A 19,200-nucleotide genomic window follows, 5' to 3' on the forward strand; every position below is an offset into this window, starting at 1 on the left:
CTGAAGAGATTCCAAATGAAAAATTCTGTGCACTCCCTGAAGTTCCGCACTGCCACCGCCCTGCTGCTCGGCGCAGCCCTGGCTGCTTGCGGCGGTTCGACTTCTGAACCGCCAGCAACTCTATCTGCCAGCATCGACGGCACCCGTTCCCTGGCCGCTACTTCATCGTCCACCTATATTCCGCAGAGCCGCGCCACGGCCGCCACTTCGACCAGCACGACCAGCACAGCCACCTCGAGTATCACCGACGTGCGCTTCGAAAGCACGGCCGCAGCAGCGCAATCAAACGTGCCCGTGACCTTCGGCCAGGTATTCGCGCCCGGCCACCTGGCCTCGGCCGCCTCGCTGTCCGGCCGCCTCGACAACGGCGTTACGATCCCGCTGCAGCTCGATGTTAAGGCCAAGCATCCCGACGGTAGTGTGCGTCACGCCATTATCTCCGCCGTCCTGCCTTCGCTGGCCGCCGGCGAAGTCCGCACCATGACGCTGAACCGCGACGCGGCTACCGCGTCCACTACGGCGACCACCGCGGCGCTGATGAATTCCGGCTTCACCGCATCGGTCAACGCCACCATTGCCGGCGTGCGCTATTCCGCTTCGGCCGATGAGCTGATCAAGAAAGCCCTGGCGACGGCATGGCTGAACGGCTCGACCGCCAGCGAATGGCAGGTATCGGCCCCGCTGACCACCAGCGCCGGCGTGGCCCACCCTCACTTAACCGCCCGCTTCTCGGTGCGCTGGTATGACGCGGTCAAGAAAGCCCGCGTCGATGTCGTGATCGAAAATAACTGGGCCTATGAAGCGGCGCCGCAAAACGTCACCTATGATGCCGACATCCTGGTGGGCGGCAAGTCGGTCTACGCCAAGCCCGCGCTGCAGCACTTCCACCATGCCCGCTGGCGCAAGATGTTCTGGTGGAATGGCGCTGCACCGGAAATCAATATCAAACACAACTCGGGCTACCTGATCGACAGCCGTGCGCTGCCGAACTACAACCGCACGCTGAGCATCCCGGAAAGCGTCTTGAACAACCTGAAGTCGAAATGGACGGGTGCCGCCATCGAACCGATGGGTAGCGGCCTAGCCATTCCTTATATGCCAACAACTGGTGGCCGCGACGACATCGGCATGCTGCCGCAATGGGCTGTGGTGCACCTGCTGAGCATGGACCGCCGCGCACGCGATGTTACCTTAGGTACGGCCGAACAGGCCGGCAGCTATTCGGCGCACTACCGCGACAAGAAGACCGGCCAGCCCGTCAGCCTGATCGACTACCCATACATGACGCTGGTGGGTACGCCTGGCGACACGATGAATCCTGCGACGAAGCAGTACGAGTCGTTTCCGAAATGCGCGACCACGACAGCGTGCACGACCCCGTACACCCATGACGTATCGCACCAGCCGGCCTTCGCTTACATGCCATACATGCTTACGGGCGACCATTTCTTCTTAGAAGAGCTGCAGTTCTGGGGCATGTACAACGTGTTCAATTCGAACCCGGGCTACCGCGAGAACATCAAAGGCCTGCTCAAGCCGGAACAGGTGCGTGGCCAGGCATGGGCACTGCGTACGCTGGCGGAAGCGGCATACATCACGCCAGACAATGACCGCCTGAAGGAACACTTCAACCGCATCCTGGACAGCAATCTCGACTGGTATAACCAGAACTACCCGAACAATCCGAATGCCAACAAGCTGGGCATCATCGTCAACGGGTATGCAGTGGTCTATTCGAGCAACCGCGGCATGGCTCCCTGGATGGATGACTTCTTCACTGCGGCGATCGGCCATGCGCATGACCTCGGCTTCACGAAAGCGACAACGATGCTGAAGTGGAAAGCGCAGTTCCCGATCCAGCGCATGATGGGCGAAGGCACCTGCTATATCCGCGGCGCGATGTACTCGATGATGGTCCGCGACAGCCAAACCAGCCCGTACTATACGACGATCGGCCAGGCCTTCAAGGCTAGCGATGCAGCAGAAATGCCAGCAGGGTTCTCGACCATGCAGTGCGGCAGCGCAGCGATGGCCACTGCACTTAAACTGAAAGTAGGCGAGATGACCGGTTACTCGGCTGCTTATGCCGGCTACCCGTCGAACATGCAGCCTGCACTGGCTTATGCGGCCGATGTCGGCGGCGCGGACGGCGCCAAAGCTTGGTCGGTGTTTATGGCCCGTACCGTCAAGCCGGATTACCGATTCGGTCCACAGTTCGACATCGTCCCTCGCTAAGTTCAAAAGCAGGCGCCACGCTCTGCCTGATTCCGCAAGCCCGGTGGATCCATCGGGCTTTCTCGGCCTTTACGTTCTGCAATTGTCTGGCCTGTCGTTACATAGAAAAACTGCTTTATGTTTTTAAAAATTAGCAATATGGCGCTAAATACCATGAACGACAGCCGTTTCAGCGACACCCCGTTGCTCGTCGGCTCAGGCGTGACCAGGAAAGTTCTCCTGCAGAACAACATATTTGGCAACACCGGCACCTTGACAACCCAGGTTGACGCATCGGAGAAGGCCGACTACGGTGCACTGGCGCCGGGTTTCGTCAACTGTGGCGCCTTCGATCTACGCCCAATCGCCACGCCTTAACGAGCGGCACAGCCTCGGCGCCGGGTTATGCTGCTATCGGCGTGGACCTGAAGTCTTGTGCTGTGTATCACCCCAGCCGCGGGCGCGCCGCTCGAAAGTGGGGGCGCTAGACATCAGGGCCTACGAATCAACACTTTGATAAGACCACAGTGCAGAAGAGCTATGTCTGGAGGTTTGGGCCCACGAGCGCTGTATCTCGTCCGTGTCCATGTGAGCAGGAACTTACTACACGAAACACTGTAACTTCCTAGTGTCTCATCCTGGGATAGGTTGAAAGTTACGTCCTCTTTCGTTCCTTTTGAATCCAAGATTAATGATGCGCAATGAACTATATCGGGCGTTTTGTATTTCAACGCCGTATGCGGCTCCTCATGTTATCGATGCGTACGGACTGGCGCACCAAGACTGCTGCGTGGTACCGACTTTAAGGTAGTGCAGTCAAGAGCTAGGTTCAAGGTACCTTTAATTCGGTCAGCCAGAGTGTTCTGGTAGCGATCTTAACCATCAGTCATGGAACGCAATACGCCGTGCCGGCAGTGGCCCCTAGTAGGAGGGTTTACACTGACGCAATGTGGTTTGCGGCAAGGCGCCCGCACGCCTGCAATTCTTTCAAGTGTCATCATGCTGAAACGTGCAGTTACGTGAAGTCAGGCAGCTTGTCAGGCGTTGTTGTCGCTCGCTTGCAAAATGTCGTCGTCAAGTACCATTTCGTTGCTCTCCGAAAGGGAACGTTGTGCATGAGCGGCTGTCGCATAGGGGCCAAAAAATTCATGACGAATGCCTTGCCCCAAAATGCGCAGGCGGGAAATACGACGCGACAATTCGCCAGGGCTCTTCAAAAGCCACGCATCCATGAGATAGGTCGAAAATATGTCCTTTGAACGACTGTGAGCACCCACATGGCCAGTGCGATAAACCGCTCCAACAAAGGGCAAGGGTAATAACGGCGTCTGATGTTCTTTCAGATGTTTGGTGATAAATATATGACTACCAAGCATTTGCTTAATATACTCGTCACTCGCCTCCTCTATACTCTGCGGAAGTTCGAACAGATCAGCGCGTACGATATGCGACGTCCCACATACCATTGAAAAGTCAGGATGGCGGTAAAGCAGGCGGCTACCCGGACTCCATATATAACCATGACGGACGAACCAGCCGTTTTGACCACGGTTCGTTTTAACGAAACCGGTCAATCTACTGCTGACTAAATCATCGTCGTCAGTGACCATGAAATAGTCGGTCGCACTTGCATCAAGCATGCCTGCAAGGATACGACGGCCCTTGTCCAGCCTAACTGCTTCAAGAAATTGCTCTTTGTGCGCCAATCCCTGTTCATGCAGCGGGTTGGGCGGAAAATCTACCCACTTGACACGCACACCCGGTGGCAATGCCGGTAGATCGGAGCCTCGATTGGCTACCAAAATTGCGCTCCAGCCAATTTCCGCTTGATTACTAATCGACCGCAGCGTTATTGCAAGATTGCTTTTTAATTCTTTCCAATCTCGAGCATTGGACGGATGGCGGACAGGGATGACAAAGGTAAGGGTAGGCTGCATGATGAATTTTAATAATTTTTGTACTTGTCAGATTAACGATGGGCTTTCCGAATGTAAACACATTTATGAAACTGATACGTTTCCGCCACGGAATGCAAACCCCGTAAAATGCGGTGACACAAATGGATTCGTGCGGGTAGCTCTTCTGCCTAAAGAAGTACTGATCAGCTAACGATTTCGCCGCATAGTCGAGATTCTTTCGACGAGGTCGCCGCGCATTCCTGAATGCAATTTTTGGCTCCGCGACCGCCGGTGTTTGAATGAATGGACTGTCTTTCGTGGGCCTTTCGGCGCTCCGGACTCACTTCGGGCTTCTGTGCCTCACACGTCAGTTTGACTATGGTTGGCTGCTCCGTTACCGCACATGTGAATTGCCCCGGGTTTGGTAGAGGCCATTCTTTGAGAAAATGGAGCTATGAAAAAGCAACCCAAGTACTCCCCTGAAGTCATCGAGAGCGCCGTGCGCATGGTCAGCGAAGCTGGCAGCCAGTATGGGTCCCAGTGGGCGGCGATCACGTCGATCGCCGCCAAGATCGGCTGCTCTCCGGAGACGCTGCGTCGCTGGGTACGCCAGCAGGAACGTAATACCGGCCAGCGTCCAGGACCAATCACTGCCGAAGAAGAACGCGTCAAGGCGCTCGAGCGAGAAGTTCGCGAGCTGCGCAAGGCTAACGAGATCCTGCGCCTTGCGAGTGCTTTTTTCGCCCAGGCGGAGCTCGCCCGCCACTTCAAGCCGTGAGAGCGTTCATCGATCGGTACCGTCATGCCGAAGGTGTCGAGCCGATCTGCAAGGTGATGCAGGTCGCGCCGTCGGGCTACTGGCGCAACGCGGCGGCACAGCACAACCCGTCAAGGCGTTCCGGCCTGACTCACACTATCCGGCCTCCACAAAAGCCGGCGATTCACATGCGCCACCTCACGTCGCTGAGATGGCGATAACCATTTTTTGTGAGCATGTCTGCCGCGATCCAGCCTTGAGACGCTCCTCGACGTACATCCTTTCGAGACCGGCTTCCTCCTCCAGCTCTTCTGCATGTCTTTAACGAGGATCGATGCCGCTGAACGTAGAGCGCGACTTATAGAACAGTTTTGACAGTTTGTAAAAAATAAACTTCGCCAGCGGTGTACCTATACCTAGCACTTTATTCTTGATATTCCGTAGAAGAGATCACGATGACGCACAGATCGCAGTAGAACGGCCAACTCAGATTTTGTAAAAATTTGCTTGAATCCCTTATTGTTACAATTGGTTACGTGATTTTACGCACGGCATCATATATGCTGGCCAGAAATGTGTCGCAGGAAATTTCTTTCAGACACAAACTTTGTTATTCTGACCAGAGGTATCGTGATGCGCCAATCTTCCCGTTCTGTTCTGCAAACCACCATCGTTCTTGCAGGTATCTTATCGGCCATTCCGGCTTCGGCTGCGACGTTGTCGGTTGGCACTGGTAAGACCTATGCCACGCCGTGCAAAGCTTTCGCAGTCGCTAAGGAAGGCGACCTTGTCGAGATCCAGGGAAATCAAACCTATACCGGTGACGTCTGCGGTATTTACGCGAACAAATTGACAATCCGCGGCGTTAACGGTCGTCCAAAAATTAACGCCAACGGCATGAATGCGCTTGGCAAGGGCACTTGGGTCGTGAGCGGCCAGAACATCACCATCGATAATGTCGAGATGTTCGGTGCGAAGGTTCCCGACCGGAACGGCGCTGCCTTGCGTCTAGAAGGGACGAACTTCACTCTGCGCAACGCTTTCCTCCATGATAACGAGAACGGTATTCTGACCGGTGCTAATACTGCCAGCAACATCTTGATTGAATATAGCGAGTTCGGTCACAACGGCAATGGCACTGGCCAGACCCACAACCTATACATCGGCAACGTCGGCAGCCTGACCTTCCGCTACAACTTCTCACATGACGCCGTCATCGGCCACAACCTGAAGTCGCGCGCACGCGTCAACACCATTGTCTACAGCCGCTTCTCTAGCACGGCGCCTGGCCAGACGGGCACAACTGCTACCGGTCGGCCGAGCTACGAGATCGACCTGCCAAATGCAGGCACTTCCTACATCATCGGTAACGTTATCCAGCAGCCGGCCGCGCACGACAACCCGAACCTGGTCGCCTATGGCGCCGAAGGTGCGAGCAACCCTGGTCACGACCTGTATGTCGTCAACAATACATTCCTGAACGATGACAGCTCGCGCGGCAATTTTGTGATGGTCGGCTCCGGCGTTACCAAGAAAATTTTGTTGCAAAACAATATCTTCGCCGGTATTGGTACCTTGACGAACCAGGTTGGCGCAATTGAAAAGACCAACTACCGTGCCACCGCGCCGGGCTTCGTCAACCGTGCAGCGTACGATTTGCGTCCGACGGCAAGCGCGTTGGTCATCAATGCCGGTTCGGCGCCGGGCAATGCAACCTCGGGCTTCTCCTTGGCAGCAGTTGCGCAGTACAAGCATTCGGCATCGGGTGAAACCCGCCCGGTGTCAGGCTTGCTCGATATCGGCGCGTACGAAGCGGCTGCGGTTACTACCCTACCAACACCAACCCCGGCACCAACCCCTTCGCCGGCTCCTGCGCCAACGCCTGCACCAGCACCGGCGCCCGCACCTGCGCCAACCCCAACTGGCTGGACCACCTGCGCTGCCGAATGGAGCACCTGTTCGTTCACTGGCACCCGCCAGGTCCGCTACGGCACGGCGACGAAGTATGTCACCAAGACCCTGACTGGTCCGACGATCTGCACCAATACCGTGTTCGGTGATCCGGCTCCAGGCTCCGTGAAGAGCTGCAGCTACGGCAACACGACCGTGACGCCGACGACCACAACCCCGGCTCCAGCTCCAGCTCCGGCACCTGCGCCAGTACCTTCGCCAACGCCAACGACGGCAACCTGGACCCATTGCGCCGGTGAATTCGGCACCTGTGTCGTGCCGGGTACACGTGAAGTACGCTACGGTGTTGCCGGCAGTTTTGCAACAAAGATCGTGACCGGTTCGGTTGCATGCTCCAATGCCGTCTTTGGCGACCCGAAGCTCGGCATGACAAAATCGTGCAGCTACTCCAGCCTCGTACGTTAATCAGCAGCGCAGCGCCATACCGGCGCCACCAATAGAAAAGGGGCCGCGATCTTCATCGCGGCCCCTTTTTAACGCCTGCGCAAACCTATCTGCCTACCAGATAATCACACGATCCTTCGGCGCCAGGTACATCTTGTCCCCCGGCTTGACGCCGAACGCCTCGTAAAAGCCCGGCTGGTTCTTCAGCGTGCCGTTGGCGCGGTACTGGCCCGGCGAGTGCGGGTCGGTCTTGATCTGGGCGATCTGCGCCGGCTCGCGCATCTTGGTGCGCCACACCTGGCCCCAGCCCATGTAGAAGCGCTGGTCGCCTGTCAAGCCGTTGATGACCGGCGCCTTCTTGCCCTTGAGCGAGAGCTTGTAGGCCTTGTAGGCAATCGCCAGGCCCGAGTTGTCGCCGATGTTCTCGCCCAGGGTCAGTTCGCCGTTGACGTTATAGCCAGGCAGCGGGCTGTAGCCGGCGTACTGGCTGACCAGCACCTTGGTCTTTTCGGCGAAGCGCTTGCCGTCTTCGGCGGTCCACCAGTTGCGCATGTTGCCGTCACCGTCGTACTGCGAACCCTGGTCGTCGAAGCCGTGGCTGATCTCGTGGCCGATCACCGCGCCGATGCCGCCGTAGTTGACCGCGTCATCGGCCTTCGCATCGAAGAACGGCGGCTGCAGGATCGCCGCCGGGAACACGATCTCGTTCAGTTCCGGGTTGTAGTAGGCGTTGATGGTCTGCGGCGTCATGCCCCATTCGTCGCGGTCGATCGGTTTACCCAGCTTGTTGATCTCGCGGTTGTATTCCACTTCGCGCGAACGCATCACGTTGCCGACCAGGTCATCGCGCTTGACGCTCAGCGCCGAGTAATCCTTCCACTTGTTCGGGTAGCCGATCTTCGGGGTGAACTTGGCCAGCTTGGCCTGGGCTTCCTTCTTGGTCGCCGGGCTCATCCAGTCGAGGGTATTAATCGAGTCCTTGTATGCCGCCAGCAGGTTCTTCACCAGGGTTTCCATGCGCGCCTTGCGCTCGGCCGGAAAGTGCTCTTTCACGTACAGCTTGCCGACTGCTTCGCCCACGCCCGTTTCCAGGGTCGATACCGCGCGCTTCCAGCGCGGTTCGAGCTGCGGAATGCCGGACAGGACGGTGCCGTTGAAGGCAAAGCGCTGGTCGACGAAGGCTTTCGACAGGAAGCCGGCATAACCGTTCACGGTATGCAGTTGCAGGTAGGTCTTCCAGGTCTCGAGCGGCACGCGGTTCAGGACTTCGGCGAAGCCCTTCAGGTAGCTCGGCTGGCTCACGATCAGGTAGGACGCCTTGCCCTTTAGCCCGGCCGCATCCAGCCAGGCGTTCCAGTCATAGCCGGGCGCCAGCTCGGCCAGCTTGGCCAGCTCGACCTTGTTATAGGTCTTGACCGGGTCGCGGTTCTCGACCTTGGTCCACTGGACCTTGGCCAGTTCGGTTTCCAGGTCGACGACCGCCTTGGAGTCGGCGGCAGCGTTCTTGTTGCCGGCCATGGTCAGCAGCTTTTCGACGTGCTGCTGGTATTTGGCGCGGATGTCAGCCAGCTTGGCGTCGTCGCCCTTCAGGTAGTAGTCACGGTCCGGCATGCCCAGGCCGGCCTGGTACAGGTCGGCCACGTACTTGGTCGAATCCTTGGCATCCTGGTGGATGTAAAACACGAAGGGCACGGTCACGCCGAGGCGGCCGAGGCGGGCAAAGGCTGCCGGCAGCTCGGATTTGTCCTTCAGGGCGGCAATCTTGCCCAGTTCGCCGTTCAGGGGCGAGATGCCCAGTTGCTCCAGGCGCGCTTCATCCATGTAGCTGGCGTAGAAGTCGCCGATCTTGCGGGTTTCCGAACCGGCGGCCGCGTTCTTGTCGGCGGCGGCCCGTTCGATGATCGCGCGCAGTTGCGGCAGGGTATCGTCGCGCAGCTGGTGGAAGGCGCCCCAGGTCGACTTGTCGGCCGGGATCTCGACCGTCTTGAGCCATTTGCCGTTCAGGTGCTGGAAGAAGTCGTCCTGCGGGCGCACCGCAGGTTCCACGTATTCCAGCGCGATGCCAGACGATAGCGCGGCCGCCTTGGCGCCGCTCTTGGCGCTGGCTGCAGCGCCGGCGCCGGTTTCGGCCTGGGCCATCGAGGCCACCAGGACCAGCGCCGCAGCGCTGAGCAAATGTCGTTTCATGCGTCTCTCCGTGTGTTTTCTATTGTCGTCATGCTGAACGGGCCGGCTTGCGCCGACCCGTCCAGATTGTGCTTGCTATTGCGAGATTACCAGATGATCACGCGATCTTGCGGCGCCAGGTACATCTTGTCGCCCGGTTTCACGCCGAAGGCCTCGTAGAACTCCGGCATGTTCATCACGGTGCCGTTGGCGCGGAACTGGCCCGGCGAGTGCGGATCGGTCTTGACCTGGTTGATCTGCTGGGCTTCGCGCATCTTCGAGCGCCACACCTGGCCGAAGCCCATGAAGAAGCGCTGGTCGCCGGTCAGGCCGTCGAGCACCGGGGCCGGTTTGCCGTTCAGCGAGATCTTGTAGGCCTTGTAGGCGATCGACAGGCCGGCGTTGTCGCCGATGTTCTCGCCCAGGGTCAGTTCGCCGTTCACGTTATAGCCCGGCAGCGGCGAGAAGCCGTTGAACTGCTTGACCAGCTTGTCGGTGCGGGCCTTGAAGGCGACGCGGTCCGCTTCGCTCCACCAGTCGCGCAGGTTGCCGTCGCCGTCCGACTGGCTGCCCTTGTCGTCGAAGCCGTGGCCGATTTCGTGGCCGATTACGGCGCCGATGCCGCCGTAATTCACCGCATCGTCGGCGCGCATGTCGAAGAACGGCGGCTGCAGGATCGCGGCCGGGAACACGATCTCGTTGGTGGTGCTGCGGTAGTAGGCGTTGACGGTTTGCGGCGTCATGCCCCATTCGGTGCGGTCGACCGGCTTGCCCAGCTTGTTCAGCTGGTAGTTGTAGCGGAAGGTCGCGGTGCGCATCGCGTTGCCGACCAGGTCGTCACGCTTGATGCTCAGCTTCGAATAATCGCGCCACTTGTCCGGGTAGCCGATCTTCGGCGTGAACTTGGCCAGCTTGGCGCGGGCTTCCTTCTTGGTGTCCGGGCTCATCCACTCCAGGTTGTCGATCGACTGGCCATAGGCGATGATCAGGTTCTTCACCAGTTCTTCCATGCGCGCCTTGCGCTCGGCCGGGAAATGCTCCTTCACGTACAGCTTGCCGAGCGCTTCGCCCAGCGAGCTTTCGACCGTGCCCACGCCGCGCTTCCACAACGGCGCCTGCTCGCTCACGCCCGACAGCGCGGTACCGTAGAACGAGAAGCTCTGCGCCACGAAGGCCTTCGACAGGACCGGCGAGAATTCGCGCAGCAGCTGCCATTCGAAATAGGACTTCAGGGTCGACAGCTCGGTCTTGGCCAGCACCTCGTTCAGGCCGGTGAAATAGCTCGGCTGGTTGACGATAATGGTGTCGACCTTGTTGCCCGCGCCAGCCGCGGCCAGGGCTGCGTTCCAGTCATAGCCCGGCGCCAGCTTGCCCAGCTCGGCCACGGTCATCTTGTTGTAGCGCTTGACCGGGTCGCGGTTCTCGACGCGGGTCCACTGCACCTTGGCCAGCTCGGTCTCGAAATCGACGATGTCCTTGGCCTGCTCCGCGGCGTTCTTCTCGCCGGCAAGCGCCAGGGTCTGCTCGACGTGCTTCAGGTATTTGGCGCGCACTTCGGCCAGCTTGGCGTCGTCCTGCTTCAGGTAGTAGTCGCGGTCAGGCATGCCAAGGCCGCTCTGCGAGATGTACACGGCATGCTCGGTCGACTTGCGCATGTCCTGGTTGACATAAATGCCGTACGGGGTCGATACGCCGATCTTCGACAGGTGCGCCACCAGCTTCGGCAGGCCCTTTTTGTCCTTGAGCGAACGGATTTTCTGCAGTTCGCTACTCAAAGGCTTGGTGCCGAGCGCTTCGCGGCGCGCTTCGTCCATGTAGCTGGCGTACAGGTCGCCGATCTTCTGGGTTTCAGACCCGGCCTTGGCGGTCTTGTCGGCCTGCGCGGCCTCGATGATGGCCTTGATCTGCGGCGTGGTGTCGTCGCGCAGCTTCATGAAGGTGCCCCAGCTGGCCTTGTCGCTCGGGATCTCGGTGGTCTTCAGCCATTTGCCGTTCAGGTGGGTGAAGAAGTCGTCCTGCGGGCGCACGCTGGTGTCGATAAACTGCGTGTCGATGCCCGAGATCGGCGCGCCGGACGGCTTGGCTGGGGCAGGATCCGCCGCATGGGCGAAAGCCGCCATCATCGACAGGGTCAGGGTGCTCAAAAGGAGTCGCTTCACGGGGGTGTCCTCAGTTGCTGGGAAGGTTGCTGGAAAATGAGCGGCTTGTGGCCGTTCTTCAAAACGTGCGTCATCGGAGCTTGAGCTCCAGGCGCACACCGACAGTCGCGTAGGTGCGCGCCTGGGTCGAGGTAAAGACTGCGGGCAGGGTCATGAAACGCGCCGTCGGGCCCGGTTGGGCGGGCGTCGCCAGCAGGCGATCGATACGAGTCTCTTCATGCGTCTTTATTGTTTTACTTAGGGGCTTATCCCGGTAGTGCTCCCACCGTCCAGGACGGCAGGGGCCATCTCCATTCTAGCCCGTGCGCATGAGGCGGCAACGCCCAGCAGTGCTTTTTTACTTTTCGATACATGCAAGACGGGTGTTATCGCGTATGCATGTGTTGGTACGCCACAACAACACGCTAGCGAAAGGCAAATTCATGGCATGCAACAGGGGGAGCGCAGGAAGCGAGGGACACAAAAAAGCCCGCGGAGGGGGCCGCGGGCAAGACCACTTCAAAAAAGTGGAGAGAGAGAAAAACTGAGATTGACTATAGGACGCACCCCTCGCGCTCGCTTAGACTCTTACAATTGCTTACCAAGCTAAAGATGTCGTAACAGGGAAGCCTCAAGGCAGGCCACGCATATGTATTGCTTCGAAGTTTGGCCAGGTTCAGGGCAGCCTCCAAATTTCAGGTTTATACTGGACTGGCGCTATCTCATGCGCGACGGCCGTATGCGGCCACACCGGGTGAACCATGGGCTCCACTTTCAAGAATTCCTGTCTCGTCGGCCTCGGCGCCATCACCGGGGTCGCCCTTACCATGCAGTTCTCCGCCCTGGCCCAGAAGCCGGTCGACGCCGGCATGCCGCTGGCCGAGCTGCGCCAGCTGGCCGACGTCTATGGCGTCATCAAGTCCACCTATGTCGAGCCGGTCGAAGACAAGGCGCTGCTGTCGCAAGCCATTTCCGGCATGGTCGCCTCGCTCGATCCGCATTCCGCCTACCTCGACCCGCGCGCCTACCGCGAGCTGCGCGAAGGCACCGAGGGCCGCTTCGTCGGCCTCGGCATCGAGATTTCCGAAAGCGACGAGGGTTTCGTGGAGATCGTCGCCCCCATCGAAGACTCCCCCGCCTGGCGCGCCGGCATCAAGGAAGGCGACCTGATTACCCAGATCGACGGCCATCCGGTGCAGGGCCTGCCGATCGACGAAGCGATCAAGCGCATGCGCGGCGAACCGGGCACCCGGGTCACGCTCACCATCGCGCGCAAGGACGCCCCTGCCCCGCTGCGCTTCACCATCGCGCGCAGCGAAATCGTCCAGAAAAGCGTCAAGGCAAAAATGGTCGAACCGGGCTATGCCTGGTTGCGTATCTCGCAATTCCAGGAACCGACCGTGGACGACATGGCCGCCAAGCTGCAGGCGCTGTACCGCCAGGACCCGGACCTGAAAGGTATCGTGCTCGATTTGCGCAACGATCCCGGCGGCCTGCTGCAGGGCGCTATCGGCGTGGCCGCCGCCTTCTTGCCGAAAGACGCCGAAATCGTCTCGACCAATGGCCAGCTGGCCGATTCGCGCCAGCGCTTCTATGGCCGGCCCGAGTTCTACATGCTGCGCAGCGGGGGCGATCCGCTCTCGAACCTGCCCGAGACTTTTAAAACCCTGCCGATGGTCGTGCTGGTCAATACCGGCTCCGCCTCGGCCTCCGAAATCGTGGCCGGCGCGCTGCAGGACTACAAGCGCGCGACCATCCTTGGCAGCCAGACCTTCGGCAAGGGCTCGGTCCAGACCATCCGCCCGATCGGCCACGATGCCGCGGTCAAGCTGACCACTGCGCGCTACTACACCCCGGCGGGGCGCTCGATCCAGGCGCGCGGCATCCTGCCCGACCTCCCGGTCGACGAAACCCTTGATGGCGACGGCCTGAACGCGCTGCGCATGCGCGAGGCCGACCTCGAGCGCCACCTGTCGAACGACCGCGACAAAGAGGCCGCGACCCGCGAAGACGATATCGAAGAGCAGATGCGGCTGCTGGCCGAGGCGCGCCAGCGCAAGCCGCTCGATTACGGCAGCGCCAGCGACTTCCAGCTGGCGCAAGCGCTACGCCACCTGAAAGGCCAGAAGGTCCAGCTGTCGCGCCGGGCCGGCGGCGCCACCCTGGCCCAGCACGCGCGCTGAACGCAGCGGGCGTCTTTGTTGTCGGGCCAGCCAATTCCCAGGCCCGGCGCGAGCGTGTAGAATCGCCGCATCTCCCAGGTAACGCCTGTTATTTTCTTTGAAAGTCCCCACCATGAAACCTGTCGTCATCAGCGGCACCGGCCTGTTTACGCCACCGTTTTCCATCTCGAACGACGAGCTGGTGACGGCCTATAACGCCTATGTCGAGCTGTTCAACCAGGAAAACGCCGCGGCGATCGCTGCCGGCGAGGTGACCGCGCTCGAAGCGTCGAGCAGCGGCTTCATCGAAAAGGCGTCCGGCATCAAGTCGCGCTACGTGATGGAAAAGGAAGGCATCCTCGACCCGGCGCGCATGACCGCCCGTATCCCCGAGCGCGCCGACGACCAGGTCTCGCTGCAGGCCGAGATGTGCGTGGCGGCTGCGCGTGAAGCGCTGGACCGTGCGGGCAAACAGCCGTCCGACATCGACATGGTGCTGGTCGCCTGCAGCAACATGCAGCGTCCCTATCCGGCCATGGCAGTCGAGGTGCAGGAAGCGCTCGGCATCGAGGGCTTCGGCTTCGACATGAACGTGGCCTGCTCGTCGGCCACCTTCGGCATCGCCACCGCGGTCGACGCGGTGCAGAGCGGCCGCGCTCGCGCCGTCCTGATGCTGAACCCGGAAATCACCAGCGGCCACCTGAACTTCCGCGACCGCGACAGCCATTTCATTTTCGGCGATGCCTGCACCGCGGTCGTCATCGAAGCGGCGGAAACGGCCACCAGCCGCTACCAGTTCGAGATCCTGGACACGAAACTCAAGACCAAGTTCTCGAACAACATCCGCAACAACTTCGGTTTCATGAACCGCTTCGACGAAGCCGGCATCGGCGCGCCGGACAAGCTGTTCCGCCAGCAGGGCCGCAAGGTGTTCAAGGAAGTCTGCCCGATGGCCGCCGAGATGATCACCGACACGGTGAAGAACGCCGGCCTGGAGATCAAGGACGTCTCGCGCTACTGGCTGCACCAGGCGAACCTGAACATGAATTTGCTGATCGCCCGCACCCTGCTGGGGCGCGACGCCGAGCCAAACGAGGCGCCGGTGATCCTCGATACCTATGCCAACACCTCGTCGGCGGGCTCGATCATCGCCTTCCACAAGTACCAGGACGACATGCCGAGCGGCGCCAACGGCGTGATCTGCTCGTTCGGGGCGGGGTATTCGATCGGGTGTGTGGTAGTGCGCAAAAAGTAATCGTTCGCGTCGGATCTGCCACGAACCGTAGGGTGGGCAGATTCTGCCCACGCGTTCAAATCACGTTAAAACAATCGGCGCGGCTCATCACCCGCCAACTATCACCGCGTGGGCGGGAGACCCGCCCACCCTACAAATTCGCAATCGTCCCGCAAAGGCCGAGACCCAAGTTTAGTGAACAGCCGGCACCGGCAACATCAAAGCCGCGCAGCCAATTCCGCCCCCTCCCGTATTGCCCGCTTCGCATCCAGCTCCGCCGCCAGCGCCGCCCCACCGATCTTGTGGAAGCGCGGCCCGCCGGTAGTCCCTTCGGCCGGCATCAGCTCCGCCAGGCTTTCCTGCCCCGCGCAGATCACCACGTTGTCTACCTCCAGCAGGCGCTGCTCGCCGCCGACCGTGATGTGCAGGCCCGCGTCGTCGATGCGGTCGTACTGCACCCCGGCCAGCATCTGCACGCCGTTGCGCACCAGGGTGGCGCGATGCACCCAGCCCGAAGTCTTGCCCAGGCCTGCGCCGGGACGCGTGGTCTTGCGCTGCAGGAGCCAGACCTGGCGCGGCGGATGCGGTGCTACCTGCGGCGCCAGGCCGCCCGGCTCGTTGGATGCCGGATCGACGCCCCACTCCGCCATCCAGTGCCCGGCCGGCACCGGCAGCGGCACGCTCGGGTCGTGTACCAGGAACTCGCCCATGTCGAAACCGATACCGCCGGCGCCGATGATCGCCACCTTCCGGCCCACCGGCTGGCCGTCGCGCAGCACGTCAAGATAGCTCAGGACCTTCGGGTGGTCGATCCCCTCGATCTTCGGCTTGCGCGTGACGATGCCGGTGGCGACGATCACGTCGTCATAGCCCTCGGCCAGCAATGCTTCGCGCGTGACGCGTTCGCCCAGGCGCACATCCACGCCAGTCAATTCCAGCTTGCGCCCGAAGTAGCGGATGGTCTCGGCGAATTCCTCCTTGCCCGGCACGCGCATCGCGACGTTGAACTGGCCGCCGATATGGCCGAGTGCGTCGAACAGCGTGACACGGTGCCCGCATTCGGCGGCGACGGTGGCGGCCGACAGGCCGGCCGGGCCGGCGCCAACCACGGCGACGCGGCGCGGGCGCGCGGATTTGCGGAACACCAGTTCGGTCTCGTGGCAGGCGCGCGGATTCACCAGGCAGCTGGCGCGCTTGTTTTGAAAGGTGTGGTCGAGGCAGGCCTGGTTGCAGGCGATGCAGGTATTGATCTCGTCGACCCGGCCGCCCGCCGCCTTGGCGACCCAGTCGGCGTCGGCCAGGAAGGGGCGCGCCATCGACACCATGTCGGCGCTGCCCTGCGCCAGCAGCGCTTCGGCATCATCCGGCATGTTGATGCGGTTGGAAGCCACCACAGGAATGTTCACTTCGCGGCGCAGGCGCCCCGCCACTTGCGCGAATGCCGCGCGCGGCACCGAGGTGACGATGGTGGGAACGCGCGCCTCGTGCCAGCCGTAGCCGGTGTTCAGGATCGTCACGCCGGCCGCCTCCAAAGCCTTGGCCACCGCCACCACTTCGTCCCAGGTATTGCCGCCTTCGACCAGGTCGAGCACCGAATGGCGGTACATCAGGATAAACTCGGGACCGCTTGCTGCGCGGATGCGGCGCACCACCTCGACCGCGAGGCGCATGCGGTTCTCGATCGAACCGCCCCATTCGTCCGTGCGCTTGTTGGTGCGCGCGCACAGGAACTGGTTCAGCAAATAGCCTTCGCTGCCCATCACCTCGACGCCGTCATAGCCGGCCATCTTCGCCAGCTTCGCGCAGCGCGCGTAGGAAGCGATGGTGTGCTCGATGCCGCGCGCATCCAGCGCCTTCGGCTTGAATTTCGAGATCGGCGATTTGATGCTGGAGGCCGACACCACGAAGGGCTGGTAGCCGTAGCGGCCCGCGTGCAGGATCTGCAGCACGATCTTGCCGCCCTCTTCGTGCACCGCGCGCGTGACGCGCCGGTGGTTGGGCACGTCGCCGAGGAAGTTCAGGGTGCCGCCGAAAGGCAGCAGCCAGCCCTGGCGGTTCGGCGAGATGCCGCCGGTGACGATCAGGCCCGCGCCGCCACGCGCACGTTCGGCGTAGAAGGCGGCGAGCTTGCCGTAGTTGTAGAAGCGGTCTTCGAGCCCGGTGTGCATGGAGCCCATGATCACGCGGTTCTTCAGGGTGGTGAAGCCGAGGTCGAGCGGGGCGAGGAGATGTGGATAGGTAGGATGCGTCATCACGGCATTACACCGTGATTTCGTGGAGGGATGTTACTAAACGGCTTTTCCGCCTCAGGACAGGCGGCTGTCGGGTTCGCGCAGTTCGGCGAACTGCTCGATGTTGCCGATATTGATGACGACCGGATTCAGGCTGGCGCCGGGCGACATCGAGCGCCAGGCGAACTGCCATTCCTGTTCGCGCGACTGGCCCAGGCTCTTGGTGAAGGCGGCGCCGAGCGGCGAGCGCACGCCGTAGGCGACCTCGCCGTCGATGCCGGCCCAGTTGGGCAGCGTGCGCTGTACCGCGCGGTGCAGGCGTTCGCCGAATTCCTCGGTATTGTGGATCACCAGGCAGCGGTCGGCCGGGCTGAAGACGTCGAACAGCTGCTTGTCCCAGGCGGTCGAAAACGACAGGGCCAGGAAGCCGCCGTCGGGCAGGAGGCGGAACTGGCCGCGCAGCGCGGCTTCGAGTTCGTCCTGCGGCGCGTAGCGGTACAGGGTCGGGGGGCGTTGGTAGTCGTGCATAAGATAAAACCGTTCGAGTAAAGCGTTAGCGGGACTGCTGGAGCGACAGCGTGTGCTGCAGGCGCATGAAGCGCGAGGCGATGAAGATCTCGCGCAGGAAAAAGACGAAGCTGCTGATCAGGCCGAGCATGGCGATCACGAACAGGCCGGCGATGTACTGGTCGAGCGGCAGATTGGTGGTATCTCCCAGGAACAGCAGGGCAATCACGAGGCAGACCATGAGGCCGCAGGCAGTGCTGGACGTGATGGCGGTGTTGATCAGGTGGGCGCGGGTGTAGAGCGTCTCGCGCTCGGCCGAATATTCCGCGTTGGCGCCTTCCTTGAGCTGGTCGTCGAGCACGCGGGTGCGGTCGATGATGCGCGCCAGGCGGTTGGTCAGGACCGTCAGCTTGGTCGCCACGCCAGTCAGCAGGAAGACCGGCGCGATCGCCAGCTGGATGACGTGGCCGATGTCGCTGATCTGGATATTCATGGGAACACGTGAGAAATGATTGTCAAGTTGGCCTTAGTGTAGCAGCCGCGGTGCGGCCCGGGCAGCCAAAAGCGGTCAATCGAAGCGTCCGTGGCGCTTGAACTGCTCCGTGGCGCCCACCAGCGCGCGCGCGATGCCGGTCTCCAGCGCGCCATGGCCGCCGTCGGGAACCATGCGCAGCTTCGCGCCGGCCCAAGCCTGGTGCAGGCGCCAGGCCGACAGCGGCGGACAGATCACGTCGTAGCGGCCCTGCACGATGACCGCCGGCAGGTGGCTGATGCGGCCAATGTCGCGCAGCAGCTGGTCTTCTTCCAGGAAGGCGCCGTGCAGCATGTAGTGCGATTCGAGCCGGCCGACGCCCAGGTCGAGCGCGTCGGACGAAGCTTCCTCGGGCTGCGGCAGCAGGAACACGCGGCGTCCTTCGAAGCGGCTCCAGGCGCGCGCTGCCGGCCAGTAGACCTCCGGGTCGTCGCACAGCAGGCGCGAGGTATAGGCAGTGAGCAGGTCGCCGCGTTCGGCCACCGGGATCGGCGCCACGAATTCTTCGTACAGCTCGGGATAGAACCACTGGACGCCGTTCAGGAACCAGTCGACTTCTGCTTTCGTGCACAGGAAGATCCCGCGCAGCACGAAGCCGAGGCAGCGCTCGGGGTGGGCCTGGCCATAGGCCAGCGCCAGGGTCGAGCCCCAGGAACCGCCGAACACCAGCCATTGCTGGATCCCGAACATGGCGCGCAGACGCTCGATGTCGTCGATCAGCAGCTGGGTGGTGTTGTTGCGCCATTCGCCCAGCGGCGTGGACTTGCCGGCGCCGCGCTGGTCGAACAGGATCACGCGGTAGGCGTTCGGGTCGAAGAAGCGCCGGTGCTGGGGCGACAGGCCGGCGCCCGGCCCGCCGTGCAGGAACAGCACCGGGATGCCGTTGGGGTTGCCGACTTCTTCCCAATAGATCGTGTGCAGCTCGTCGACGGCGAGCATGCCGTGGCGGATGGGCTGGATCGGGGGGAACAGTGACGGCGGTGTGGCGGGCATGGCGGCTCTCTCT

Annotated in this window: 12 protein-coding genes, 1 pseudogene and 1 other annotated feature; of the genes and pseudogenes, 6 read left to right on the forward strand and 7 right to left on the reverse strand. The window is 61.4% G+C overall.

Annotation, left to right across the window (positions count from 1 at the left end):
• The first annotated feature begins 15 nt into the window (after positions 1 to 15).
• Positions 16 to 2,235 (forward strand): hypothetical protein, encoded by a 2,220-nt coding sequence (locus tag HGB41_RS14645; protein ID WP_229423029.1) that lies wholly within the window; start codon positions 16 to 18, stop codon positions 2,233 to 2,235.
• A 153-nt stretch (positions 2,236 to 2,388) separates the two neighbouring features.
• Positions 2,389 to 2,592 carry a hypothetical protein gene (locus HGB41_RS14650; RefSeq protein ID WP_171085624.1) on the forward strand — a complete coding sequence of 68 codons (204 nt, stop codon included), beginning with the start codon at positions 2,389 to 2,391 and terminating at the stop codon, positions 2,590 to 2,592.
• 659 nt (positions 2,593 to 3,251) lie between these two features.
• On the opposite strand, the gene HGB41_RS14655 is transcribed toward HGB41_RS14650, so the two are convergent.
• Positions 3,252 to 4,151 (reverse strand): galactosyl transferase, encoded by a 900-nt coding sequence (locus tag HGB41_RS14655; RefSeq protein ID WP_212760945.1) that lies wholly within the window; start codon positions 4,149 to 4,151, stop codon positions 3,252 to 3,254.
• 415 nt (positions 4,152 to 4,566) lie between these two features.
• Here HGB41_RS14655 and HGB41_RS14660 point away from each other — a divergent pair.
• Positions 4,567 to 5,009, forward strand: a pseudogene (locus HGB41_RS14660) (transposase); the annotation flags it as partial.
• Positions 4,845 to 4,961: a sequence feature (AL1L pseudoknot), on the forward strand. (Overlaps the previous pseudogene by 117 nt.)
• 493 nt (positions 5,010 to 5,502) lie before the next feature.
• Positions 5,503 to 7,245, forward strand: a complete 1,743-nt coding sequence (locus HGB41_RS23240) for a hypothetical protein (RefSeq protein ID WP_212760946.1) — start codon at positions 5,503 to 5,505, stop codon at positions 7,243 to 7,245.
• 93 nt (positions 7,246 to 7,338) lie between these two features.
• Here HGB41_RS23240 and HGB41_RS14675 read toward each other — a convergent pair whose 3' ends face one another.
• Positions 7,339 to 9,411 carry a M13 family metallopeptidase gene (locus HGB41_RS14675; RefSeq protein WP_171085627.1) on the reverse strand — a complete coding sequence of 691 codons (2,073 nt, stop codon included), beginning with the start codon at positions 9,409 to 9,411 and terminating at the stop codon, positions 7,339 to 7,341.
• Positions 9,412 to 9,497: 86 nt separating this feature from the next.
• Positions 9,498 to 11,549, reverse strand: coding sequence for a M13 family metallopeptidase (locus tag HGB41_RS14680; protein WP_371868523.1), 2,052 nt, complete (start codon positions 11,547 to 11,549; stop codon positions 9,498 to 9,500).
• Between the two features lie 740 nt (positions 11,550 to 12,289).
• Between HGB41_RS14680 and HGB41_RS14685 the strand changes: the two genes are divergently transcribed.
• Together HGB41_RS14685 and HGB41_RS14690 are read left to right on the forward strand one after the other, a co-directional pair.
• Positions 12,290 to 13,711: a S41 family peptidase gene (locus HGB41_RS14685; RefSeq protein ID WP_171085629.1), complete on the forward strand. Its 1,422-nt coding sequence runs from the start codon at positions 12,290 to 12,292 to the stop codon at positions 13,709 to 13,711.
• A 112-nt stretch (positions 13,712 to 13,823) separates the two neighbouring features.
• Entirely contained in the window at positions 13,824 to 14,945 is a 1,122-nt protein-coding gene (locus HGB41_RS14690) for a beta-ketoacyl-ACP synthase III (RefSeq protein WP_171085631.1), read from the forward strand.
• Between the two features lie 197 nt (positions 14,946 to 15,142).
• Here the strand turns inward: HGB41_RS14690 and HGB41_RS14695 are convergent, their stop codons facing one another.
• The 4 genes from HGB41_RS14695 to pip all read right to left on the reverse strand — a co-directional run bounded on the left by HGB41_RS14695 (position 15,143) and on the right by pip (position 19,187).
• Complete coding sequence (locus tag HGB41_RS14695) at positions 15,143 to 17,176, reverse strand: NADPH-dependent 2,4-dienoyl-CoA reductase (RefSeq protein ID WP_171085725.1); 2,034 nt, start codon at positions 17,174 to 17,176, stop codon at positions 15,143 to 15,145.
• Between the two features lie 54 nt (positions 17,177 to 17,230).
• Positions 17,231 to 17,683, reverse strand: a complete 453-nt coding sequence (locus HGB41_RS14700; protein ID WP_171085634.1) for a hypothetical protein — start codon at positions 17,681 to 17,683, stop codon at positions 17,231 to 17,233.
• Between the two features lie 25 nt (positions 17,684 to 17,708).
• Positions 17,709 to 18,155: a DUF2721 domain-containing protein gene (locus tag HGB41_RS14705; protein WP_171085636.1), complete on the reverse strand. Its 447-nt coding sequence runs from the start codon at positions 18,153 to 18,155 to the stop codon at positions 17,709 to 17,711.
• A gap of 75 nt (positions 18,156 to 18,230) precedes the next feature.
• Positions 18,231 to 19,187 carry a prolyl aminopeptidase gene (gene pip, locus HGB41_RS14710; protein WP_171085638.1) on the reverse strand — a complete coding sequence of 319 codons (957 nt, stop codon included), beginning with the start codon at positions 19,185 to 19,187 and terminating at the stop codon, positions 18,231 to 18,233.
• Positions 19,188 to 19,200 lie beyond the last annotated feature (13 nt).

The sequence above is a fragment of the Telluria aromaticivorans genome (assembly GCF_013003915.1).
GTDB lineage: Bacteria > Pseudomonadota > Gammaproteobacteria > Burkholderiales > Burkholderiaceae_D > Telluria > Telluria aromaticivorans.

What these genes read in the sequence shown, in the direction of transcription:
- HGB41_RS14700 (WP_171085634.1), bottom strand. Translation starts at nt 17,683, where the DNA reads ATGCACGACTACCAACGCCCCCCGACCCTGTACCGCTACGCGCCGCAG.
- HGB41_RS14650 (WP_171085624.1), top strand. Translation starts at nt 2,389, where the DNA reads ATGAACGACAGCCGTTTCAGCGACACCCCGTTGCTCGTCGGCTCAGGC.
- HGB41_RS14655 (WP_212760945.1), bottom strand. Translation starts at nt 4,151, where the DNA reads ATGCAGCCTACCCTTACCTTTGTCATCCCTGTCCGCCATCCGTCCAAT.
- HGB41_RS23240 (WP_212760946.1), top strand. Translation starts at nt 5,503, where the DNA reads ATGCGCCAATCTTCCCGTTCTGTTCTGCAAACCACCATCGTTCTTGCA.
- HGB41_RS14645 (WP_229423029.1), top strand. Translation starts at nt 16, where the DNA reads ATGAAAAATTCTGTGCACTCCCTGAAGTTCCGCACTGCCACCGCCCTG.
- pip (WP_171085638.1), bottom strand. Translation starts at nt 19,187, where the DNA reads ATGCCCGCCACACCGCCGTCACTGTTCCCCCCGATCCAGCCCATCCGC.
- HGB41_RS14695 (WP_171085725.1), bottom strand. Translation starts at nt 17,176, where the DNA reads ATGACGCATCCTACCTATCCACATCTCCTCGCCCCGCTCGACCTCGGC.
- HGB41_RS14690 (WP_171085631.1), top strand. Translation starts at nt 13,824, where the DNA reads ATGAAACCTGTCGTCATCAGCGGCACCGGCCTGTTTACGCCACCGTTT.
- HGB41_RS14705 (WP_171085636.1), bottom strand. Translation starts at nt 18,155, where the DNA reads ATGAATATCCAGATCAGCGACATCGGCCACGTCATCCAGCTGGCGATC.
- HGB41_RS14675 (WP_171085627.1), bottom strand. Translation starts at nt 9,411, where the DNA reads ATGAAACGACATTTGCTCAGCGCTGCGGCGCTGGTCCTGGTGGCCTCG.
- HGB41_RS14685 (WP_171085629.1), top strand. Translation starts at nt 12,290, where the DNA reads ATGGGCTCCACTTTCAAGAATTCCTGTCTCGTCGGCCTCGGCGCCATC.